The organism is Mycetocola sp. Y791, from assembly GCF_059445325.1.
Genome location: NZ_JCAIUC010000004.1, coordinates 387934 through 401203, shown reverse-complemented (window position 1 = coordinate 401203; position 13270 = coordinate 387934). Strand labels below are relative to the sequence as shown.

The following is a 13270-nucleotide window of genomic DNA, read 5'->3' as shown; positions in this document are numbered from 1 at the left end:
ATGCGCGGCTGGCCGCGCCCGCTACCAGCGGTCGTGGATGGCCGCGCGGAAGTCAGCGTCGTAGATGGAGCGGACCGCGTCGAGGTACTCCTGCGGCAGCGGTCCGGTCGTGCCTGCCTTCGCGTTCGAGGTCGCCTGGGCAATCGACCTGGCACCGGGAATCACCGTCGAAACACCGTCCTGCTGCGTGACCCACGCGATTGCCGCCTGTGCGGGCGTCAACCCTTCGGGGACGAACGCCGACAGCTCGGTCGCTGCGCGCACGCCGGTGGCGAAGTCGACTCCGGAGAACGTCTCGCCAACATCGAACGCGCTGCCGTCGCGGTTGTAGTTGCGGTGGTCGCTCTCGGCGAACTGGGTTTCTGCCGTGTACCTCCCGCTCAGCAGGCCAGAGGCCAGCGGCACACGCGCGATGATGCCCACACCGGCCTCGCGAGCCGCCGGAAGAACGCGGTCAAGCGGCTTGAGACGGAAGGCGTTGAAAATGATTTGAACGGATGCCGTCCCGGGGCGAGCAATCGCTGTGAGGGCTTCATCGGTGGTTTCAACACTCACGCCGTAGTTGGCAATGACGCCGTCCTCGACGAGCGTGTCGAGAGCGTCGTACACGGCGTCGGTCGAGAGAACAACCGACGGCGGGCAGTGCAGCTGCACGAGATCGAGCCGGTCGACACCGAGGTTCTTGCGGGAACGGTCCGTCCACTCGCGGAACTTCGCCAGCGTGAAGCTGGCGGGGTCCTGTTCCTCGCGCCTGCCCATCTTGGTGGCGACCGTGACGCCGACGCCGGGGTTCGCCGCGAGGAACCGGCCGATGACCGTCTCGCTCCTGCCGTCGCCGTAGACGTCGGCGGTGTCGAAGAACGTCACTCCCGCCTCAACGGAGGCGTCCAGCACGGCGAGCGCGTCGGCCTCCGACACCTCGCCCCAGTCGGATCCGAGTTGCCAGGTACCGAGGCCGACGATCGAGACGGGGCGGCCGGTTCGTCCGAGAATGCGTTGTTCCATTCCCCCAGACTAGGTGCACGGGCAACAACACGTCTGGGGTTGACTACCCGCCGCCCGGTTCGGCCACAAGCCCGAAGGCGACGACAGCCAGCCAGAAGCCGGCGAGGAGGAAGGGCCCGAATGCCAGTCGCATGTGCCCACGCGGTCCGGCCCGTCCCGGCGCCATCAGGGCGATGACCCCGCCGATCGAACCGAACAGGAACGCGCACACGAGTCCGCCGACCGCCCACTCGGCACCGAGGCCGCCGAGACACAGGCCGATGACGCCACCGAGTTTCACGTCGCCCATCCCCATCCCGCCGGCAATCGAGAGCAGGAGAAGGAACCCGAACACCCCCGCGCCCGAGGCGAGTGCGGTCAGCGGCCCCGCTCCTCCGGCCGCCCACTCCGCTGCGACCGCCAGCAGGACCACCGGGTACAGCGGGAGAACAATCCGGTTGGGCAATCGATGCTCAGCGACATCGATCCGCACCAGCTCGCCTGTGGCGACGGCGAGCGCCAGCACACCGAAAGAGAGCGGGCGGATGCCGACAGCCAGCACCGTGAGCAGCGCAAGGAGGACGGCGACGGGCGCACGCGCCGCCCACTCGCGCACCGGCGACCGCAGGCTCCGGATCCTGGCCAGACTCATGGCGCAACGCTAGCCGGGCTGCGGCATCCCCCTGCGGGTTATCCACAGCCCGGCTGCCGGGGCTCAGGCCAGTTCGTTTCCCTCCAGGAGTTCGGTCACGAGAGCGGCGATGGAGCTGCGCTCTGACCTCGTGAGCGTGATGTGCGCAAACAGGTCGTGACCCTTGAGCGCCTCGATCACCGATGCAACGCCGTCGTGCCGACCGACCCGCAGGTTGTCGCGCTGAGCAACATCGTGGGTCAGGATCACGCGCGAGTTCTGTCCGATCCGGGAGAGCACGGTCAGGAGAACGTTGCGCTCAAGTGACTGCGCCTCGTCGACGATCACATAGGCGTCGTGCAGCGACCGGCCACGGATGTGGGTGAGCGGCAGGACCTCGAGGAGGTCGCGTTCGATCACCTCGTCCAGCACGTTTTGCGACACCACCGAACCGAGGGTGTCGAAGACGGCCTGACCCCACGGGCTCATCTTGTCGCCCTGGTCGCCCGGCAGGTAGCCCAGCTCCTGACCACCGACCGCGTACAGCGGACGGAACACCATGATCTTCCGGTGCTGCTGACGCTCGAGCACAGCCTCAAGGCCCGCACAGAGGGCGAGAGCAGACTTCCCCGTCCCCGCTCGACCTCCGAGCGACACAATGCCCACCTCAGGATCGAGGAGCATGTCGATGGCGAGTCTCTGCTCCGCGCTCCTCCCGTGAAGACCGAAGACGTCCCTGTCGCCTCGAACGAGCTTGAATTCTCGCTTCCCGACGACCCTCCCGAGCGCTGAGCCGCGGTCGGAGTGAATGACGAGCCCGGTGTTGAGCGGAAGCCCCTCGACGGCGGCAGACTCGCCCACCTCTTTCTCGTACAGGTCGCTCATCGCCTCAGGTGAGATCCGGAGGTCCGCCATCCCTGTCCAACCGGAGTCGACGGCCTGCTCCGCGAGGTACTCCTCGGCGCTGAGGCCGATGGAGGCGGCCTTCACCCGGAGCGGGAGATCCTTCGACACAACGGTGACCGCGAGCCCGTCATTGGCCAGGTTGAGCGCCACCGCGAGGATCCGCGAGTCGTTATCGCCGAGTTGCAGTCCGCTTGGCAGAACACCCTGGTTCGAGTGGTTGAGTTCCACCCGGAGCGATCCGCCCTCACCGACGGGAACCGGGAAATCGAGCCGCTCGTGTTCGATCCGCAGTTCGTCGAGGATCCGGAGGGCCTGCCTGGCGAAATACCCGATCTCGGGGTCGTGCCGCTTTCCCTCGAGTTCGGAGATCACGACGACGGGAATGACGACGGCGTGTTCGGCAAACCGGAAGAACGCCTTTGGATCAGACAACAAAACCGAGGTATCCAGGACATAGGTACGCTCGGTCTGTGAGGTGGAATCGTGTGGACGTGTGCTGGGGTCTTCTCTTTCCTGTCGCTGTGATGGTGCTGAGGTTCGTGTCGCGGTCATAGCCACTCCCAGCCGGACATCGAGTCCGGTTTTCTCAGACGAGCAGCCACACAACGGATTTCGAGTCGAACTTATGTGGCCGTCTCGATCAGGTGCGGTACCTGATAACTGAGACGTTACGACTGCCCGACTGCCCTGAACAACGCGACACGCAGAGCCTGGATTGCGGGCAGGTAAACAATTCCCCCAGTTCGGGATGCCCCGGGCTCAGTACGCGACAGCCGTTTGATACGAGACGAGCGAGTCGCGCAGCATTCCGAGGGTGTCATCGCTCGTCCCGGCGTGGATCGACAGCCGGATCCGGTTCTGGCGAGCCGTCGCCGTCACGCCGTGGTTGTGCAGGGAGGCGACGAGAAGACTCACCTGGTCATCGGGAGGGTCGAGGACCACGATGCCCGCGCGTTCGTTCTCGGCACGCGACGACGCGATGGCGATCCCGAACTCGTCGGCGATCTCGATCACCTCGCTGACCCGCTGCGACACGGCATCCGAGATCGCGGAGACACCAACGGATGCCACCTGCTCGAGAGAAGCGGCGAACCTCGCCTGCGCGGCCGGATCCGGGTTGGTCACCGAGTAGGCGCCGGCGCCGGAGCTCGGCGGCGGCACCGAGTCCCACGGCAGGTCTTCGTCTGTGCCGGTGTATCCGCTCATCACGGGAACGAGGTGCTCGAGTGCGCTGTCGCTGAGCGCGAGGAAGCCGGTGCCCCACCCCGCCCTCGCCCATTTCTGCCCACCGGACACCACAACGTCGGCAACCTCGAACGGCGCGTCGACCACGGTGAAGCCCTGGATGGCATCAACCACGAGAAGGCGGTCGCCGATCACCTGGCGGATGCCGTCGATATCCGCGAGGTAGCCGGTACGCGGGTCGACGAGGCTCACCGCGACAGCTGTGATGCTCGGCGTCAGCTGTTCCTTGATTGCGTGCGGCGTCACCCGGCCACCGTCGGTCTCGAGCCACGTCGGGGTGAGGACGTGCATCGATTCGGCCGCGCGAACCGCGGCGAAAGTCACGCTGGGGAAGTCTGCCGGCGAGACAAGGACACCGCCGGTCATGCCGAACATCGTGTGCATGAGACCCATGCTGGTATTCGGCTGCGCAACGATGTGGGATGGCTCGAATCCGGTGAGCGAGGCGACGGCGTTGCGCATGCGTTCGTCCTGCGCGCCGAAGGCGTCGAGACCGCCGAACCGTGCGCGCGCGAGCGCGTCGATCGAGATCCGTTGTTCGGCCTGCACGGCGCGAGCGAGCGGTCCCACCCTCGCGTAGTCGAGGTATCCGGGTTCCGAGTCGAAGCCGTCGAGAAAATCACTGAGGGGCGCCACGTGCGATCCTTACCCGCCGTACCGGCGTTGACGTCGGGAGTAGTCGCGAACCGCGCGAAGGAAGTCCACTTCCCGGAGGTCCGGTCCGAGGGCCTCGACGAAGTAGAACTCACTGTGTGCGCTCTGCCAGAGCATGAAATCGCTGAGCCGCTGCTCCCCCGACGTGCGGATCACGAGGTCGGGATCCGGCTGCCCACCGGTGTACAGGTGCTGGCCGATCAAATCGGGAGTCAACAGCTCGGCGAGGGTCTCCAGGTTGCCGCCCTTGCGGGAATGCGCCTCAACGATGCTTCGCATGGCATCCACGATCTCGGTGCGGCCCCCGTACCCGACGGCCAGGTTGATGTGCAGCCCGCCCTTCTTGGCGGTGCGGGCCTCGGCCGCGGTCAGGGTCGCAACGAGCGGCTCGGGAAGTCCATCGGTGGATCCGACGTGCTTGACCCGCCAGTCCCGGTAGTGCGAGAGTTCCTCGGCCAGGTCCGCGATGATCTCCACGAGGTCGTGCAGTTCGTCGGTCGACCGCGACGTGAGGTTATCGCTCGACAGCAGGTACAGGGTGACCATCTCGACCCCGAGGTCATCGCACCACTCGAGGAACTCGCGCATCTTCGCCGCGCCGGCCCTGTGCCCGTGCGCTGCGGTCTCGTAACCGAGCTGCCTGGCCCAGCGCCGGTTGCCGTCGATGATCATCGCCACGTGGTGCGGCAGCACCGCACCGTTCAAACCGCGGCGCAGTCGCTTCTGGTACAGGTTGTAAAGAAAGCCGGAACCAGGCTTCGTCCCACTCTTCGTCACACAGTTACGTTAGTGCACTTTGCGTCACGGGCCGATCTCACTGACTTGTATCCTGTGTTCTATGTCCGACAAAGAGGCCGCGCGCCCCGACGGTGTCTCCGACACGGCAGACGCGCTTCGGCACCCACACACAGCGTCAGATGCCGCGGTCAGCGCCGACGAGGCCCGTGGACCTGACCTGCCAAACATCCCGGTCATCGATGCCTCGGTACCGACGGAGGCAGAGGTCAAACCGACGTGGCGCGGCTGGATCCACGCAGCGACGACACCGATCACCGTCATCGCAGGCATCGTGCTCGTGACACTCGCGCACGGCACTCCGGCCAAACTGAGCACAGCTGTGTTTGCGTTGACGTCATTCCTGCTCTTCGGCATCAGCGCCCTGTATCACCGGCTCAACTGGTCGCCCCGCGCCCGCATCCTGCTCAAGCGCATGGACCACGCGAACATCTTCCTGCTCATAGCCGGCAGCTACACACCGATTGCGACACTCGCGCTTCCGCCCGAGAAAGGCAACCTTCTCCTGATCCTCGTGTGGTCGGGGGCGCTCGTCGGCATCGGGTTCCGGGTCTTCTGGATCCACGCGCCCCGCTGGCTGTACGTCATGCTCTACATCGCGCTGGGCTGGGCCGCGGTGATGTTCCTGGTCGACATCTTCGAGGCGAACCCGGTGACAATGACACTCATCATCGTCGGTGGACTCCTCTACACGGGCGGCGCGATCGTCTATGCCCTCAAGAAGCCGAACCCGGTACCCGGGCACTTCGGCTTCCACGAGATCTTCCACGTCTGCACGGTTCTCGCGTTCCTCTGCCACTGGACCGGCATCATGCTGCTCGCGGTAAACCCCGTCTACAACGCCGGCTGACGCCAGAAGGTACGGCGCAGCGGGTCCCGGCGCAGCGGGCCCGGGTCAGGACGCGGTGTCGTCCGTCATTCGCTCGAGCACGAAAACCGGGATCTCCCTGTCGGTCTTTTCCTGGTAGCCGGCATAGTTCGGGAAGGCCTCAACGGCTCGTTCCCACCACACGCGCTTCTCCTCCCCGGTGACCTCGCGGGCCAGGTAGTCGTGCTTCTCCGGACCGTCCTGCAGTTCCACGTGTGGCTGGGCCAGAATGTTGAAGTACCAGACCGGATGCTTCGGCGCACCACCGAGGGAGGCGACGACCGCGTAGTCGCCGTCGTGCTCCACCCGCATGAGCGCCGTCTTCCGGAGCTTTCCCGAGCGCGCCCCGACGGTGGTCAGAATCACGACAGGTCGCCCGTGGAGCATCGTGCCCTCTGTTCCACCCGACTGCTCGTAGACCTCGGCCTGTTTGCGGGCGAATTCGGACGTCGACGGTGCATATTCTCCGGTGAGCGGCATGTTTTCTCCGTTGCGCTGCGCGGACGCTCGTGCGCCCCGCCACAGCTTAGCCACCGATTCTGGCAGTGCACTCCTCAACCGGTTGTGCCTAGCATGGTCCCGTGGATGAGATGTCGAACCACGAAGAAACCGACGTCCTCGTCGTCGGTGCCGGTCCGACCGGGCTGATGCTCGCCAACTGGTTGCAGAAGTCCGGTGTCGGTGTGGTCACTCTCGATGGCAAGGCGGGACCTACGCTCGAGTCACGGGCCCTCGGCGTACAGGCGCGAACCATGGAGATCTACGACCAGCTCGGCGTGGTGGAAGCGATCCTCGCCGATGCGTTCAGAGCGACACACATTGCCCCCGGGTTTGAGTCCCGGTCATACGCACCTGTCCCGCTCGCCCAACTGGGCACAGGCCTCACCCCATTCCCCGGCATCTTCGTGCTCGAGCAGTCGAAGACCGAGCGCGCGCTCGTCGAAAGCCTGGGGAGATTCGGCGGATCGGTGCACTGGCTCACCGAACTCACCGCTCTCGCAGACCACCCGGCTGGTGGCTGCGTCGCCACGGTCGCTGGCCCCGCGGGGATCAGCCGGATCCGGGCGCGGTACGTCGTCGGGGCTGACGGCGGATCATCCGCCGTTCGCAGGCTCCGCGGCATCCCGTTCGACGGGGTGACGAACGAGCACATCTTCTACGTTGCAGACGCCCACGACGTCACGGGCCTCCGGAACCAGACCGTGAGCATTCGATTCGGCACCGACGCGTTCCTCCTCGCGTTTCCGATGGCATCCGGGGGCCACTACCGGCTCCTGGGAACCGTCCGGCTCGCAGACCGGACCGGCTCGAGCGACGTCACCGAAGTCGCTGCCCGCGCAAAAATGCGAGACGTCTTCAGCGTCGACTACGGAACATCGACATGGTTTGCGACGTACCGTGTGCACCACCGGGTGGCAGCCAGGTTCAGGGACGGAGCCGTGTTCCTGGCCGGCGACGCGGGGCACGTGCACTCCCCCGTCGGCGCGCAGGGCATGAACACCGGACTCCAGGACGCGCACAACCTCGCACTCAAGCTCGTCGATGTGCTGTCGGGCACAGCGGATGAACGTTACCTCGAGCGCTACGAGGCCGAGCGCCGCCCGGTGGCGAAGCACCTCACCGCGACCACCGATCGTGTCTTCGGCGCGGTGACGAGTGCCAGCGGCCCACTTGTTCTGCTGCGGAGGGTCGGCGCGCGACGTATCGTTCCCGTCATTGCCCGGGTGGTGCCGCGTCTGCCGGTGGCGTCGCGACTGTTCGGTTACGTTTCCCAGATCAGGATCCACTACTGGATGAGCGACAATGAGCGACGAGCGGCGAGCGGTCGGCGGGATGCCGTCCTGGGCAGACGGCTGCCGTGGACGGGATCGAATTTCGGCGTGCTCAGGTCTGCCGACTGGCAGGTGCACAGCTACGGGCCAGCCGATGCCAGGACCCTCGTGCGATTCGCCCGGCTCCTGCCGCTCGAACTGCACACCTTCTCGACCGTCGGCGCCACCGCGCTGAAACCCGGCCGCCTCTACCTGATTCGTCCAGACGGGTTCGTGGCGGCGGATGCCGCTGTCAGAGACGTCGCTGGCGCGGCACAGCAGTTCCGGAGAAAACTCCGCAGCTGGGGTGTCGACCCCGACGCACTGACCGCCCGTGCGGGACAGCGGTTGACCTAGCGGCGCGCGGTATCGCCCGTCGTGTCGTCGGGGTCCATCGGGCCGTCCTGCTGGCGGGGTGCCGCCGGCTGTCCTGGCACGGTCGGCTGGCCGGACTGCGCTGCGAGTTCTTCCTGCAGCCTTTCGTCGATCTCCGCCTTGTAGTTGACCCGGCGGACACGACGCTGCATGTCGAAGATGAGAGCCACGACCGCGCCGGCGATGAGGAACGTGACCACAAACCCCCACACGCCCGGGGTGACATCGTTCGCGTCGACCCCTGACGGCGACGGTGACGGCGTCGTGGCCAGGCGCCACGCGGCATCCGTCATTACGTTCAGAACGGCATTCATTCAGTGTCCTCGATTCCGGCGAACAGGTCGCTCTCGTTGTCGTCGGTCGGCACGGTGCTTCGGGCCAGCTCAAAGTCTTCAAACGGCCAGGAACGCCTCTGCAGGTCATTCGACCAAAAGAAGAAACTCGAATCCGGTGCCACCTGGCTCGCGTGGGCCCGGAGCGCCGCATCGCGCACCTCGAAGAAATCACCGGCGGGAACGTGCGTCGTCGCGCGGTCGGGCCTGTCTTTCCGCCACGACAGCATCTCCTCGAGTTGCGCGGCGAGTGGCGACTCGGGGTCCTCAGACAGCAGAGTGTCTGCGTTGGCCTTCAACCGCTGGTAGTTGAATACCTGGTCGTAATAGAGCTTCGATACCTGCCAGGGCTCACCGGCGTCGGGGTATGCCTCGCCGTCAGACGCAGCCTCGAAAGCCGCGACGGCGATCTGGTGGCTGCGAATGTGATCGGGATGCGGGTAACCGCCATTTTCGTCGTAGGTCACCATGACGTGCGGCTTGAACCGTCGAACGATCCTCACGAGGGCCTCGGCCGAGATCTCCAGCGGCACCGAAGCGAAGGAGTTCACCGGCAGGCTTCCGTCGTCGTTGGGCATTCCCGAGTCGACGTAGCCGAGCCAGCGATGCTCGACATCGAGAATTCGTGCGGCCTCGGCCATCTCCCGCCGGCGGAGTCCCGCGATGTCGCGCTCGGCGTGTGGGCGATCCGGGAGAGCGTCGTTGAGGATGTCGCCACGCTCGCCCCCTGTGCAGCTGACGACGAGAACGTCGACACCTCGAGAGCGGTAGTACGCGGTCGTCGCGGCACCCTTGCTGGACTCGTCGTCCGGGTGGGCATGGACCGACAGGAGCCGGAGAGTCACTGTGTCGCCTGCTTCTTGTAGTTGGTGGGGTAATGGCAAGGTCCGTGCCCGGTCGTTTGTCACGCGGGAGACGATATCCTTGTACCTACAGACTAAACGGTTGCGCAGAAGAGGATTGATGGTTTCGGACAGTTCACGAGAGCCCGACGTCCTCGCGGAACGATACGGCCGATCACCCGGTACTCACCAGCGCGAGAAGAGACTTGGCATCGCTGTCGCTGCGGCATTTGCCGTCGTCCTCGTCGCCTGGGTCACGTGGGCAAGCCTCGACGCGGCGGGTTCCTCAATGGAGACCAGGGACGTTGCACACTCGGTGGTCTCCGACACCTCGGTCGAGGTGACGTTCCAGCTGACAGTCGAGCCCGAATCGACGACGTACTGCGCCGTCCAGGCCCTCAATGAACGCTTCGCCGTCGTCGGCTGGAAGATTATCGAAGTGCCGCCGTCCGAGATGCGGACCAGGACCCTCACCGAGGGGTTGAGAACCACGGAGCTGGCGAATACGGGTTTGATTTATCGCTGTTGGCTGGCCTAAGCTCTCCTGATACCCGCAACGCGGGTGAATGATTCGCCCTGACTCACACGTCAGGGCGTCCGTTTTTAGTGAGGAGTTTCCCATGGCTGCAGAGACGACGCAGGTCACCTTCCTGACACAGGAAGCTTACGATCGACTCGCCGCTGAACTCGCAGAGCTGTCGTCGGTCGGACGCGAAGAGATCGCCAAGAAGATCGAATCGGCTCGCGAAGAAGGCGACCTCAAGGAAAACGGCGGCTACCACGCCGCGAAAGATGAGCAGGGCAAGCAGGAGGCGCGAATCCGCACCCTGACCCAGCTGCTGCGCGACGCCACGGTGTCCGAAGCGCCGACGAGCCACGGTGTCGTCGAATCAGGAACCGTCATCACGGCGACCGTCGCCGGCGGCGAAGAGGTCTTCCTGCTCGGCAACCGCGAGATCGCCGCGGACTCCGATGTCGATGTCTACAGTGAGCAGAGCCCGCTCGGCAGCGCGATCCTCGGCATGAAGATCGGTGAATCGACCACGTACGCCGCACCGAATGGTAAGGAAATCTCAGTCACGATCCTCAAGGTCGAGACCTACACCGGCTGAATCCAGCCGCCAGCGACATCACAACGCGCCCGTCCGATTCGTCGGCCGGGCGCGTTGTTCGTTTTAGTCCTCGACGATGTGCGGGTCGTATCCCGCGGCGCGGAGCGTCTCCACGACGAGGTCGCGATGCTCGGGCCCCCTGGTCTCGACACTGAGTTCGAGTTCAACCTCGCCGATCTTCAGGCCGTGGCCGTGGCGCGTGTGGAGGACCTCGATGACGTTCGCATTGGCCTGTGCCACGAGCTCGGAAGTGCGCGCCAGCTGGCCAGGACGGTCGGGCAGCGGGATCCGAAGCGTCAGGTAGCGATCGGATGCCGCGAGGCCGTGGCTGATGACGCTCTGCATCAGCAGCGGGTCGATGTTGCCGCCGGAGAGCACCACGACAGTTGGTCCCTCCGGTGCCACCTTTCCGGCGAGGATGGCCGCGACACCCGCTGCACCAGCGGGCTCGACAACGAGCTTGGCCCGTTCGAGAAGCACGAGCAGGGCCTTGGCCATGTCGTCTTCGCTGACCGTCACGATCTCGTCGACGAGTTCGCGGATGAGGTCGAAGTTGAGGATGCCGGGTCTGCCGACGGCGATGCCGTCTGCGATGGTCGGCATGATTGCCACGTCGACGGGGTAGCCGGCCTCGAGCGAAGCGGGATAGGCAGAGGCGTTCGCTGCCTGCACTCCGATCACGCGGACCGTCCTGCCCTCGGCCGCAGCGCGCTGCTTGACCGCAGCGGCGACGCCGGAGATGAGGCCACCTCCGCCGATTGGAACGATCACCGTCTGCACGTCGGGGGTTTCGTCGTAGATTTCGAGGCCGAGCGTGCCCTGCCCGGTGATGACGTCGATGTGGTCGTACGGCGGGATGAAGACCGCGCCGGTTTCGACGGCGTATTCGGCCGCAGCGAGCAGCGGTTCAGCGACGGTGTGGCCCCGGAGGACGACCTCGGCCCCGTAGCTTTTGGTCGCCTGCAGCTTGGGCAGTGGAACCCCAACGGGCATGAAGATCGTCGCGGCGATCCCGAGTTCCCGCGCGGCGAAGGCGACGCCCTGCGCGTGGTTGCCCGCGGAAGCAGCGACCACTCCCCTGGCCTTCTCCTCATCGGAGAGCTGCGCCATCCGGTTATACGCTCCGCGGATCTTGTATGACCCGGTCCTCTGGAGGTTCTCGCATTTGAGATAGACCGGAGCCCCGAGCAACTCAGCGAGGTATCGGGAACTCTCCATCGGTGTCTGGTCGGCGACCCGGCTGACGAGCTGCCTGGCCGCCTCCAGCTGTTCGAGTGTTGGACCAGCGAGGGAGGTTTCAGGCATCCGGGTCGACCTTGTCTGTATGTGTCGTGTTGTGCGGCGAAGGGGCTGGAGAGAGTGGGACGCGGCCGGCGCGCGGTTTGCGTATCCGGCGGGCGGCAGGGACGGTCTGCCAGAGCACATCACTGAAGACCAGTGGCGTGCCAGGGGTGATTCGCCACGCGCCCGAGGAAATGTATCGCGTCATCACGTTGATCATGGCGGCAAGCGGAACCGCGAAAAGGGCACCGGGGATGCCGGCAAGGAAGCTGCCGGCGGCGACGACGAGGACAACGCCGAGTGGGTGGACCTTGACAGCGGCGCCCATGAGGAGCGGCTGGAGCACGTGCCCCTCGAGCTGCTGCACCAGGAGGACCACGCCGATCATGATGAGCGCGATCACCCAGCCGTTGTAGACGAGCGCGATGAACGCGGCAATCGTCCCGGTGATCACGGCACCGACGATCGGGACGAACGAGCCGAGGAAGACAAGCACGGCGATGGGAATGGCGAGGGGCACGCCGAGGATCGCTGCGCCGAGACCGATTCCGAAAGCGTCAATCGATGCGACGAGGATCTGCGTCCGTGCGTAGTTCGTGAGGGTTGACCAGCCCGCCCGGCCTGCGCCGTCGATCGCTGGTCTCGCCTTCTTCGGCCCGAGCCGTACGATCCACCGCCAGATACCGTCGCCGTCGATGAGCACGAAAAGCAGGCAGAACAGGGCGAGGAACAACCCAGCGACGCCGTGGCCGAGTGTCGTACCGATCGAAAGCGCCCCACTCCACAGGGCGCTGCCGTCCTCTTGCACGCTTCGCGTGACATCCGAGATCAGGTCGTTGAGCTGGGTCTCGGTGATGCCGAACGGAGACTGAAGGAGCGCGGTCCGCAGGTCGTTGAACGACTCGACAGAGCGGGTCCGTACCTCGCTGAAATCTCGCGTGATCTGCCAGATGGCCAGCCAGAGCAACCCGCCGACAACGGCTATCGCCCCGAGGATAGCCGTCGCGATCGCGAGGCCGCGTGGCCACCGATGGCGAACGAGGAGGGTGATGAGCGGGCTGAGCAGGGCCGCGACGATGACCGCGATGAAAAGTGGAATGACGATGAGCCGCAGCTGGATGACGACGAGGACAACCACAGCGATGGCCGCAGCGATCACGAGGAACCGCCACGCCCATGCGGCTGCTATCCGGACCGGGCGAGGGACGTCGTTATTGTCGGTGTTGTCTGTATCGAGCGCGTCCGTCAGGACCAGCGACGTTTGGTCCTGCGGGGCAGTTGCCTGCCCGCCGGCGGGACTAACGGCAGAGTCCGCAACGCGCTCGGCCACCGGCTCGGCGACGCTCTCCGCGGGCGCTCCGGATACCCGTGAGAACACTCGCCCCCACCACGATTCCTCCGTCGACCTGGCCACCGGATCAGTCTATGCCGCTC

The 13270-nt window shown here is 65.6% G+C and carries 14 protein-coding genes; 4 read left to right on the top strand and 10 right to left on the bottom strand.

All coding sequences use genetic code 11. The features are described from left to right. Positions 1–21 precede the first annotated feature (21 nt). The 5 genes from AC1C2N_RS14960 to AC1C2N_RS14940 form a co-directional block, all read right to left on the bottom strand. Positions 22–1005: an aldo/keto reductase gene (locus tag AC1C2N_RS14960; RefSeq protein ID WP_495434419.1), complete on the bottom strand. Its 984-nt coding sequence runs from the start codon at positions 1003–1005 to the stop codon at positions 22–24. 43 nt (positions 1006–1048) lie between these two features. Continuing rightward, positions 1049–1636, bottom strand: a complete 588-nt coding sequence (locus AC1C2N_RS14955; RefSeq protein WP_483404639.1) for a prepilin peptidase — start codon at positions 1634–1636, stop codon at positions 1049–1051. Positions 1637–1699: 63 nt separating this feature from the next. Then, the gene (gene phoH2 / locus AC1C2N_RS14950) at positions 1700–3073 is read right to left on the bottom strand and encodes an RNA 5'-3' helicase PhoH2 (RefSeq protein ID WP_483404640.1); all 1374 of its coding nucleotides are present in this window, start codon (positions 3071–3073) and stop codon (positions 1700–1702) included. Between the two features lie 207 nt (positions 3074–3280). Beyond that, positions 3281–4402, bottom strand: coding sequence for an aminotransferase class V-fold PLP-dependent enzyme (locus AC1C2N_RS14945; RefSeq protein WP_495434418.1), 1122 nt, complete (start codon positions 4400–4402; stop codon positions 3281–3283). Positions 4403–4411: 9 nt separating this feature from the next. Beyond that, on the bottom strand, positions 4412–5197 hold the full coding sequence (locus AC1C2N_RS14940; RefSeq protein WP_483404642.1) for an isoprenyl transferase: 786 nt from the start codon (positions 5195–5197) through the stop codon (positions 4412–4414). Between the two features lie 61 nt (positions 5198–5258). On the opposite strand from AC1C2N_RS14940, the gene trhA reads away from it, so the two are divergent. Beyond that, on the top strand, positions 5259–6065 hold the full coding sequence (gene trhA / locus AC1C2N_RS14935; protein WP_483404643.1) for a PAQR family membrane homeostasis protein TrhA: 807 nt from the start codon (positions 5259–5261) through the stop codon (positions 6063–6065). A 45-nt stretch (positions 6066–6110) separates the two neighbouring features. Here trhA and AC1C2N_RS14930 read toward each other — a convergent pair whose 3' ends face one another. Continuing rightward, positions 6111–6563 carry a nitroreductase family deazaflavin-dependent oxidoreductase gene (locus tag AC1C2N_RS14930; RefSeq protein WP_495434417.1) on the bottom strand — a complete coding sequence of 151 codons (453 nt, stop codon included), beginning with the start codon at positions 6561–6563 and terminating at the stop codon, positions 6111–6113. A gap of 110 nt (positions 6564–6673) precedes the next feature. Between AC1C2N_RS14930 and AC1C2N_RS14925 the strand changes: the two genes are divergently transcribed. Continuing rightward, positions 6674–8251 (top strand): FAD-dependent monooxygenase, encoded by a 1578-nt coding sequence (locus AC1C2N_RS14925; protein ID WP_483404978.1) that lies wholly within the window; start codon positions 6674–6676, stop codon positions 8249–8251. Here AC1C2N_RS14925 and AC1C2N_RS14920 read toward each other — a convergent pair. After that, complete coding sequence (locus AC1C2N_RS14920) at positions 8248–8583, bottom strand: hypothetical protein (RefSeq protein WP_483404645.1); 336 nt, start codon at positions 8581–8583, stop codon at positions 8248–8250. The two genes, AC1C2N_RS14925 and AC1C2N_RS14920, sit on opposite strands and share 4 nt — an antisense overlap. Next, complete coding sequence (gene mca / locus AC1C2N_RS14915; RefSeq protein WP_483404646.1) at positions 8580–9446, bottom strand: mycothiol conjugate amidase Mca; 867 nt, start codon at positions 9444–9446, stop codon at positions 8580–8582. Before mca ends, AC1C2N_RS14920 begins: the two co-directional genes overlap by 4 nt. Before the next feature lie 118 nt (positions 9447–9564). Between mca and AC1C2N_RS14910 the strand changes: the two genes are divergently transcribed. Both AC1C2N_RS14910 and greA read left to right on the top strand, forming a co-directional pair. Next, a complete protein-coding gene (locus tag AC1C2N_RS14910) occupies positions 9565–9981 on the top strand; it encodes a DUF4307 domain-containing protein (RefSeq protein WP_483404647.1) in 417 nt (138 codons plus the stop codon). Between the two features lie 82 nt (positions 9982–10063). After that, a complete protein-coding gene (greA, locus tag AC1C2N_RS14905; RefSeq protein ID WP_108391536.1) occupies positions 10064–10555 on the top strand; it encodes a transcription elongation factor GreA in 492 nt (163 codons plus the stop codon). 63 nt (positions 10556–10618) lie between these two features. Here the strand turns inward: greA and ilvA are convergent, their stop codons facing one another. Next, a complete protein-coding gene (gene ilvA, locus AC1C2N_RS14900) occupies positions 10619–11860 on the bottom strand; it encodes a threonine ammonia-lyase (protein WP_495434416.1) in 1242 nt (413 codons plus the stop codon). After that, a complete protein-coding gene (locus tag AC1C2N_RS14895) occupies positions 11853–13250 on the bottom strand; it encodes an AI-2E family transporter (RefSeq protein WP_495434415.1) in 1398 nt (465 codons plus the stop codon). The genes ilvA and AC1C2N_RS14895 overlap by 8 nt, the downstream gene beginning before the upstream one ends. Positions 13251–13270 lie beyond the last annotated feature (20 nt).